Annotated in this window: 12 protein-coding genes; 8 read left to right on the top strand and 4 right to left on the bottom strand. The window is 50.2% G+C overall.

Annotation, left to right across the window (positions count from 1 at the left end; translation table 11 throughout):
* Positions 1-151: 151 nt before the first annotated feature.
* Both JIF53_RS11470 and JIF53_RS11465 read left to right on the top strand, forming a co-directional pair.
* The gene (locus tag JIF53_RS11470) at positions 152-661 is read left to right on the top strand and encodes a hypothetical protein (protein WP_199452518.1); all 510 of its coding nucleotides are present in this window, start codon (positions 152-154) and stop codon (positions 659-661) included.
* 86 nt (positions 662-747) lie between these two features.
* Positions 748-1,422 carry an SOS response-associated peptidase gene (locus JIF53_RS11465; protein WP_199452517.1) on the top strand — a complete coding sequence of 225 codons (675 nt, stop codon included), beginning with the start codon at positions 748-750 and terminating at the stop codon, positions 1,420-1,422.
* Between the two features lie 224 nt (positions 1,423-1,646).
* On the opposite strand, the gene JIF53_RS11460 is transcribed toward JIF53_RS11465, so the two are convergent.
* The 4 genes from JIF53_RS11460 to JIF53_RS11445 form a co-directional block, all read right to left on the bottom strand.
* Positions 1,647-2,507 (bottom strand): hypothetical protein, encoded by an 861-nt coding sequence (locus tag JIF53_RS11460; protein ID WP_199452516.1) that lies wholly within the window; start codon positions 2,505-2,507, stop codon positions 1,647-1,649.
* 61 nt (positions 2,508-2,568) lie between these two features.
* The gene (locus JIF53_RS11455) at positions 2,569-2,991 is read right to left on the bottom strand and encodes a hypothetical protein (RefSeq protein WP_199452515.1); all 423 of its coding nucleotides are present in this window, start codon (positions 2,989-2,991) and stop codon (positions 2,569-2,571) included.
* Positions 2,984-3,466 carry a hypothetical protein gene (locus JIF53_RS11450; RefSeq protein ID WP_199452514.1) on the bottom strand — a complete coding sequence of 161 codons (483 nt, stop codon included), beginning with the start codon at positions 3,464-3,466 and terminating at the stop codon, positions 2,984-2,986. The genes JIF53_RS11455 and JIF53_RS11450 overlap by 8 nt, the downstream gene beginning before the upstream one ends.
* 1 nt (position 3,467) lies before the next feature.
* A complete protein-coding gene (locus JIF53_RS11445) occupies positions 3,468-4,274 on the bottom strand; it encodes a TIGR04255 family protein (RefSeq protein WP_199452513.1) in 807 nt (268 codons plus the stop codon).
* Between the two features lie 580 nt (positions 4,275-4,854).
* Between JIF53_RS11445 and JIF53_RS11440 the strand changes: the two genes are divergently transcribed.
* The 6 genes from JIF53_RS11440 to JIF53_RS11415 are packed head-to-tail and all read left to right on the top strand — an operon-like array spanning position 4,855 to position 6,532.
* Positions 4,855-5,058: a hypothetical protein gene (locus JIF53_RS11440; RefSeq protein WP_014420425.1), complete on the top strand. Its 204-nt coding sequence runs from the start codon at positions 4,855-4,857 to the stop codon at positions 5,056-5,058.
* Complete coding sequence (locus JIF53_RS11435; RefSeq protein ID WP_199452512.1) at positions 5,055-5,333, top strand: hypothetical protein; 279 nt, start codon at positions 5,055-5,057, stop codon at positions 5,331-5,333. Before JIF53_RS11440 ends, JIF53_RS11435 begins: the two co-directional genes overlap by 4 nt.
* Positions 5,330-5,662: a hypothetical protein gene (locus JIF53_RS11430; RefSeq protein WP_199452511.1), complete on the top strand. Its 333-nt coding sequence runs from the start codon at positions 5,330-5,332 to the stop codon at positions 5,660-5,662. Before JIF53_RS11435 ends, JIF53_RS11430 begins: the two co-directional genes overlap by 4 nt.
* On the top strand, positions 5,659-5,922 hold the full coding sequence (locus JIF53_RS11425; protein WP_106693804.1) for a hypothetical protein: 264 nt from the start codon (positions 5,659-5,661) through the stop codon (positions 5,920-5,922). The genes JIF53_RS11430 and JIF53_RS11425 overlap by 4 nt, the downstream gene beginning before the upstream one ends.
* Positions 5,919-6,269 (top strand): hypothetical protein, encoded by a 351-nt coding sequence (locus tag JIF53_RS11420; RefSeq protein WP_199452510.1) that lies wholly within the window; start codon positions 5,919-5,921, stop codon positions 6,267-6,269. The genes JIF53_RS11425 and JIF53_RS11420 overlap by 4 nt, the downstream gene beginning before the upstream one ends.
* On the top strand, positions 6,266-6,532 hold the full coding sequence (locus tag JIF53_RS11415) for a hypothetical protein (RefSeq protein ID WP_141067507.1): 267 nt from the start codon (positions 6,266-6,268) through the stop codon (positions 6,530-6,532). Before JIF53_RS11420 ends, JIF53_RS11415 begins: the two co-directional genes overlap by 4 nt.
* Positions 6,533-6,639 lie beyond the last annotated feature (107 nt).

Here is a 6,639-nt window from a genome sequence, read left to right as displayed (position 1 = left end):
TTATCAACCAATATCGGACCATCGGTTGCTCCCGCTCTTTGCTTCCTGACCTCAAAGTCAGAATCTCACCCAGTTATCGCCTCTTGTTGGCGCAGAGGTGGGCTTGACGGGTATATTGGCGAGCGAAGTCACTGATTCAGGGGGTAGTGAAATGCTCACTATTGAAATGCCGAGTGACAGAAAAGACTTGGCTCTTCAGCTCTTGGACTCCGTATTGACCAGGTTTGATGATGAGTTGCCAACATACGAAGAGCTTGAAGAGTTTGTTTCGACAGAATTGGCGAGGATGACCGAAGACGACGATTCTTTCGATATTCATACCACTCACAGTCAGCAATATACGCGTTCCCCGCTGAGATCCTTTGTAGACCCTGTTTCTGGTGGGCTCTTGGTGGGCGGATTGATTGCATTGTTGCGTTATACGCAAACTGAACGTCATCATCAGCAAAACAGGGAAGACGCTGCTAGGGGAGGTGGTCGTAATCCAGATGCGAAACTCCAGTTCTGCCGGTATCGATTAGCCGACGGAGGGTTATGCGGTAACAAACTGGAATCAATAGAGTGCACGCCTGCAGCTGGTGGACGGCTGCAATACACGGAGGTCTGTTGTTGTGATCACCAAATACAAGTATTTCAGCCAAATGTGCGTGAATCCGGCTGATTATTCTTGAGAGACTAATTCGACCGCGCATCGTGATTCGGATTATGCTCTGGAAGACCTAGTAAACCTTTCTGAGCGGAAGTCACATGTGCGGCCGATTCAACGTATCCGACGACCCCTTAGTCCAGGGCCTCCTGGACGAACTCGGCATCCCGCTCCGGATAGAGCCCCGCGTTAACATCGCCCCCGGAGCCAAAGCCCAGATCGTCTACGAAACCCACCAGGGCCGCACCCTGCAGGACGCTATCTGGTCACTGCTCATAGAACGCAAACCAGACGGCACCGGCTACCGCCCCTCGCCAAAGTACAGCACCTTCAACGCCCGATCGGGCAGCCTGGGCACCAGCCCACTCTGGAAGAAACGCTTTCACAGCCAGCGGGCCATCATCCCGGCCAGCGGCTTCCATGAATGGACAGGCGAGAAAGGCCACAAACAGTGCTACAACATCCACCCGGCCGACAGCGCCATAGCCTTTGCCGGCCTGTATGAGCTGTGGGACTTCCAGGAAGAAGTGGTACCGTCGTTCACCATCATCACCCTGCCACCACACCCCAGGTTCAGCCACATCCACCCGAAAAGCATACCGCTAATGCTCAACCGGGAAGACTTCGACATGTGGCTGGACCCAAGCCTGACCAACACAGACCCATTCCAGGATTTACTCAAAACCCGTATCCGGCAACCGCTCTTGGTAGAGCCCATAAAATCACCCGCCACCCTGGAGCAAACCGGCCAGGCAGAACGAATCGAACCGGATTAAGCGGCATCACAGAAAGGGTAATGTAGGAAAAGTCTCACGCCGGATAAAGACAAAACGCCTAAACGTAACAACGTGTAAATGTACACTGGCAGTGAGCCGATTGGTCAGGAAGACCGTGGCTCACCGCCGGCAGGGATGCCAGGCAAGCGCGACACCTGCAGAGTGGTGTGACTACAGGGAGAGGTCTGTCCAACTCATCTATTTGTACGATTTAGTGGAATAGTTTATAGCTGTTGGCCGTTTTCTTCTTTGTTCAATTCAGAGCTTATAAGTGTCGTAAGGTTTTCTAGTTCGTTTTCGATTGCTAATTGATTTTCTTTGTAAGCTGCTCTGAATTCATTTACATTGGTTTCGACGTTTAATTCGCTTCGAAGCGAAACTGATAATTCTATTGTTATATCTGATATTTCTTTAAGTTTTGTTAGAAGCCATTTCATGTAAACCTGTTGTTTTTCAATTTTTTTTGAGCCAAGGCTTAATATTTGATCTTTAATTTCTCCACTTCTCTGAAAGAGAGTGTCAAGATCGTTTGAGAGCGGTTCAAAAACTGAATAGCTAGTTTGGCCTGACCTGGTTAAAGCATCCATTTGGGCCATAGTTTTTTCTATGGCGTCTCCTACGGCTTCAAGAGCGCCTTCGGCTAGATCTTTTTCGCGGATGATTTCTTGGAGTGGCATAAGATGTTGTAACGCTTGGAGATAAACGGTTCCATACTTTGTTGCTACGGATGCTACAAGGTGGGATGTCTTTGGTTCTCCAATCAACTGAATTTTTGATGCAATACCTAGGAACTCGTTTACAGGATTATTAAATGCATCCTCTTCATACGGGTATTGGTCTGGGAGTGTTGCTAAGTATGAAGTTAACTTTGTTAAAGATTGGGCACCCTCTAGGTACACTTCTCTTCTCAGTTCAGATTTTCTTTGAGTATCTGACTCATGGGATTCTGCAGTTAAGCGTTCTTTTAGTTGTTTGTTTGAGTTCTTGGATGCAATCCAAACTCCGCTAAGTGCTATGGTTGCTCCCCATATTTCGCCTGGAATTGATTTCAAGAACTCTACTGCTATTTCTACTATCGCGATCATTGTAATTGTTCTGCTCTGTTGCGTGGAGCTAAAAGATTATGGTCTTGCAGGAAGGGGGTTATTACTGCTGCTCAGGAGCTTGAATGCTTGGTGCTATAACTAATTCTGCTGATCGTGCTAGTTTTTGTTTCGCTCTTTTACTTTTCTTTCCCGCAATTATTCCGTGATAGGGATCATCGTCTGTAGGCTCACGCATAATGCATTGTTTAGGCTCTGTTATTTCTCGGGCAATGCCTGCCTTTACTCTTGCGAGACCGAACCCTTTCGTTTTTGTCGCACTTTGGTGATCACTTCCATTTTCCAGCAGTGGAGTTTCTAGGGTGACCGAAAGCTCCACACCGTCTGACTTGTCACTGAAGCAGGCGCTTGAAGGGCGGTATTCGTTTTTATTTTCATCGAATTTCACCATGTTAGGCCAATTAGGGACTCTTCTTAAGAGTCCCTCATCGTCCTTGATGGTGTCATCATCTTTCCAATCAGCCATGGACCAAAGTAGGCCTATCTTCAGTGGCTGATTTTCTTTCGACCAACTTGAGGAGGACAGCTCGCACTTCCGACAAGTCGTATGTTAAAGCTTTTTCCCAACTTTCACCTGACGCAAGGTCTTCAAATGCAGTGTAATACTGGGTTATTGATTCGATTTCGACTTCAAAGTCAATATCGAAACAGCTCCACTCAAGTTGAATATTTCCGTTTGGGCACGGGAATATGTCCGGGCTTGGCAGGTCTGGGCGTAACATGCAAGTAATGAAAAAGGCTGCCCCTGTTAGGGCCCCTGCTGATGGAGCTGCGGATGCATACCCCATCCAGCCATCATTAAGGGAGTGCAGTTTTTCCACCTTTTTGATCAAGAGCTCTATTTGAGGGTCTATCTCAGATTCAAAGTCTGAAGATGACTCATCTGTTCGTGTGTTGAATTTCAGGAAGTCTAAGCTGAGCGTGGTGTCTAACCGTCCCATACTACTGTTCCCTTTTCCATTCAGTGTGCATATCGCTTTTGGTCATTGCTTCGAAGCTACTATTAATTGTGTTTCTCAACAATGTGAAATCACTAAGAACTTCGATGGCATTCTCTCTTTTTGGGTGAACTCTCGCAGTATATCGTAAGAGTATATTTTTAGATTCACCTTTATATTCGTTCGGGTAATTAAGGTTGGTGTATAGTCGACCTATCTTTTTCCCGGACTCATCTTTTATTACGTGGGTTAAGTTAAATGCCAACTGTTCGAATTCGATATTCGAAGGATGGCGTTCTTCCCCTGGTATGTCATGGATGATGTCGCATAAATATCTTTCTTCTTTTGGTATCCAATTTACATATGTAAGTTCTAGCTGATCTATTTTGATCTCACCTAAGTTGTTTTCTTTTGCGAATGTAAGAAAACGACTCACCTCTTCTTCAAATAAAGCCTTTAATTTTTCAAATCTAGGATACTCTTCACCTTCTTGGTGTATCCAGTTGAACGCAAATCTGTCCTTTTGAATTTGAATCGCAAAAGCTTTGTTTTCTGTAAGGCACAACAGTCTTGGGCACGCAGGTCGATTCATTAGTTTAAACTGTGGAGCCCGGTTGTTGTTCATTACCCCGAAAACTTCTAGCTCGTGACCAAGCTCATCACGTTCTTCAACGATTGGATAGAATCGACGAAAAAAAGACCAAGCTACGCCAACTAGTCCGGTATGAAATCCAGGAACCGCCTGGAATTGAAGTGAAAACGACACCTCTTTCAGCGGGGGATTTTTAAAGGATAAACCTGTTGGTCCCATGATGATTCCTTGGTGTGAGCTCTTTAGCCTGCATTGTACTGCTTAGTGCATAAGCACGCATTTACGCGTTTATACGAGTTTTGTGATGATCTGCCTGAAACCGTCATCACTCTTAAGACGGCCTCCCCTTTTTTTCTTGTAGTTCCCCTCTTTGGTTTCCATACCAAGCTCGAATCATTCGTCCGGCTAAGCGGTAACCTATCCTATTTTCAGGCAGTTTTCTCTTCTTTGAATTTCCAGCGCTGGATCTACTTGACCGCACTCAGGATCAGTAGAGCCGGTCATTAGCCATAGTGTGTACTTCGGCCATGTTTGACAGACCTTTTCGAGTAGATCCCCCTTTGGAATCTGGCCAGTCTGCTCAATTCTTGTAAGGGTCCCTTTATTCACGCCTATTAAGTCACAGAATTCCTGCCTTCCGGAAGTCTCCGCTTCGCGTATTAGACGAATTTTCTTTGCAAGATCCATTGACTGTATTCAAAAGTGAGTATAGTATTTTTTGTGTGTACACAAAAATGTATACAGCTTGTCAGAGCTTCTAAAGCTTTATGTGCAAATTAGTGTAGCAGAGTGCAAAACAGTGGACGAGCAAAAACAGATCATTCTGATAGCCACGCCGGTGATGAGCCAGGAGCGTTACGCCCAGCTCACCGGGCTCACGGAAGGGCAGGTAAGGGGCCAGATCGAAAAGGGCCACCTGCCGTCACTCAAGATTGGCCGCGTCCGGATGGTGAACATCGCCGCCCTGTCGCAGCGCGCACTGGATCAGGAGGACTGGCAATGACTCCGGACGTTCGCAACCAGAAGAAAACCAACATGCGTCTGCGCTTCCAGCAAGCCTGCGAAGCCTGGAGCACTGGCGACTACGAACTGGCCGCCTACCGCGCCAGCCAGGTCTCAGACATCGCTGCCTCTTATATGGGCATCGACTCCGACCTCTACTGGTACGGCATCCGCCTGAGCATCGTCTGGGGCGAATTCATGCTCCAGGACGACACCCGCGACTTTAACGCCTGGGCAGTAGGGCAGGCCTGCAACGCACTGAGGGCTGCCGCATGAACACGGCTGCCCAAACCCTCGACCTGTTCGCCAGCGTTGCCGCCCCGGGTGCCTTTGCCCGGATACACAACCGCGTGTACCTGCAATTCCACCACACCGGCTGCCGCGACTTTCGCAATCAGGAAATCGAATACTTCGTGTCAGTGCCCCGTGGCTGGCGCTACGGACTCCCGATGGTCGTGCCCATGGATGCCACCGAAGAAGAAGTGTTCCAGCAGTTCCTGGACAACAGCCTCCAGTACTTCAACCCGATCTGGCTGGAACTCGGCAACATCGACCATCCCGAGTTTCCCAGGGAATACCTGGAAGACATGGAGGTCGACGCATGACACCGGCCATCCGCGAACTCAAAAAGCACCAGATCCGAACCCTGTTCAACGTCGCCATCCAGCTGCTGGACAACGGCCACCGGGACACCGCCTTCGAATGCCTGATCAAGATCCAGGGCATGATGGCTGCGTTCGAACAGCTGGATAACGTGCTCTGTGCCTACGCCAAGCTGGCCGAATCCGCCTTCATCACCTACGCGCAGTCCCGGTCGATCAGCCCGTTCATGCACACCGTCCGCATGGAGGCCAGCATCCAATGATCAAGACCCGATACCCGAAGCCAGGGCACGGCATGACCCTGTCACCGGCCATCAAAGCCGCCAGTTTTGCCTTCCAGGGCCCGCGCCCGTCCTCTGCACTCACCCCAGCCACCCTGGAAGGCCTTTTATCCAACCTCCTGCAACGGCTCAGCCACCCGCAGGAAGTGCGCACCGACTACCCGTGCGACTACATGGCCCGCTGCAAAGCCGGCTTCACCGACGCCCTGATCCAGGAACTGGAAGCCAGCGGCTACCACAGCCCGGCGTTTGATCGCCTCATCCAACTGAGGGACGCCTGGGACTGCGGCCAACTGGACTTACCCAACGTCACGGAGACCCAACCATGACCCACATACCGCCGAGAAAAGACCAGGTAGAAGACAAAGAGCGCCGTTTCTACGTGTGCGCCCCGTCCTCCATCTACCTGCAATTGCAGCAGGAAGCCATCCAGCGCGGCACCGACCTCTGGACCCTCGGAGGTTCCGTCCTGCGCGCCTGGCTAGAGGCCGGCTGCCCGAACTTTGGCCATCAGGCCAAACACCCTGAAAAGCCCTCGAGTCCGCCCCCGTCATCGTCACCACTCGCGCACGAAAAGGGGGGTGCTCAGTGAGCGCTGCAAGGCTGGCGCGCAGCGCCAGGGCCAAAGGCCCCCTGGCCTTGTGGCGGTCAGTGAGTGGCCCACAGTGCGCAGAAGGAGTGGTGAGGATGCCGGGGGAG

The organism is Marinobacter sp. bablab_jr008 (assembly GCF_016464145.1).
Classification (GTDB): Bacteria; Pseudomonadota; Gammaproteobacteria; order Pseudomonadales; family Oleiphilaceae; genus Marinobacter; species Marinobacter nauticus.
Note: the sequence above shows the minus strand (reverse complement) of the source record. Positions and strands in the feature narration are given on the sequence as shown.

Coding starts and splice junctions, on each gene's coding strand:
- JIF53_RS11470 (WP_199452518.1), top strand. CDS start 152: ATGCTCACTATTGAAATGCCGAGTGACAGAAAAGACTTGGCTCTTCAG.
- JIF53_RS11465 (WP_199452517.1), top strand. CDS start 748: ATGTGCGGCCGATTCAACGTATCCGACGACCCCTTAGTCCAGGGCCTC.
- JIF53_RS11460 (WP_199452516.1), bottom strand. CDS start 2,507: ATGATCGCGATAGTAGAAATAGCAGTAGAGTTCTTGAAATCAATTCCA.
- JIF53_RS11455 (WP_199452515.1), bottom strand. CDS start 2,991: ATGGCTGATTGGAAAGATGATGACACCATCAAGGACGATGAGGGACTC.
- JIF53_RS11450 (WP_199452514.1), bottom strand. CDS start 3,466: ATGGGACGGTTAGACACCACGCTCAGCTTAGACTTCCTGAAATTCAAC.
- JIF53_RS11445 (WP_199452513.1), bottom strand. CDS start 4,274: ATGGGACCAACAGGTTTATCCTTTAAAAATCCCCCGCTGAAAGAGGTG.
- JIF53_RS11435 (WP_199452512.1), top strand. CDS start 5,055: ATGACTCCGGACGTTCGCAACCAGAAGAAAACCAACATGCGTCTGCGC.
- JIF53_RS11430 (WP_199452511.1), top strand. CDS start 5,330: ATGAACACGGCTGCCCAAACCCTCGACCTGTTCGCCAGCGTTGCCGCC.
- JIF53_RS11425 (WP_106693804.1), top strand. CDS start 5,659: ATGACACCGGCCATCCGCGAACTCAAAAAGCACCAGATCCGAACCCTG.
- JIF53_RS11420 (WP_199452510.1), top strand. CDS start 5,919: ATGATCAAGACCCGATACCCGAAGCCAGGGCACGGCATGACCCTGTCA.
- JIF53_RS11415 (WP_141067507.1), top strand. CDS start 6,266: ATGACCCACATACCGCCGAGAAAAGACCAGGTAGAAGACAAAGAGCGC.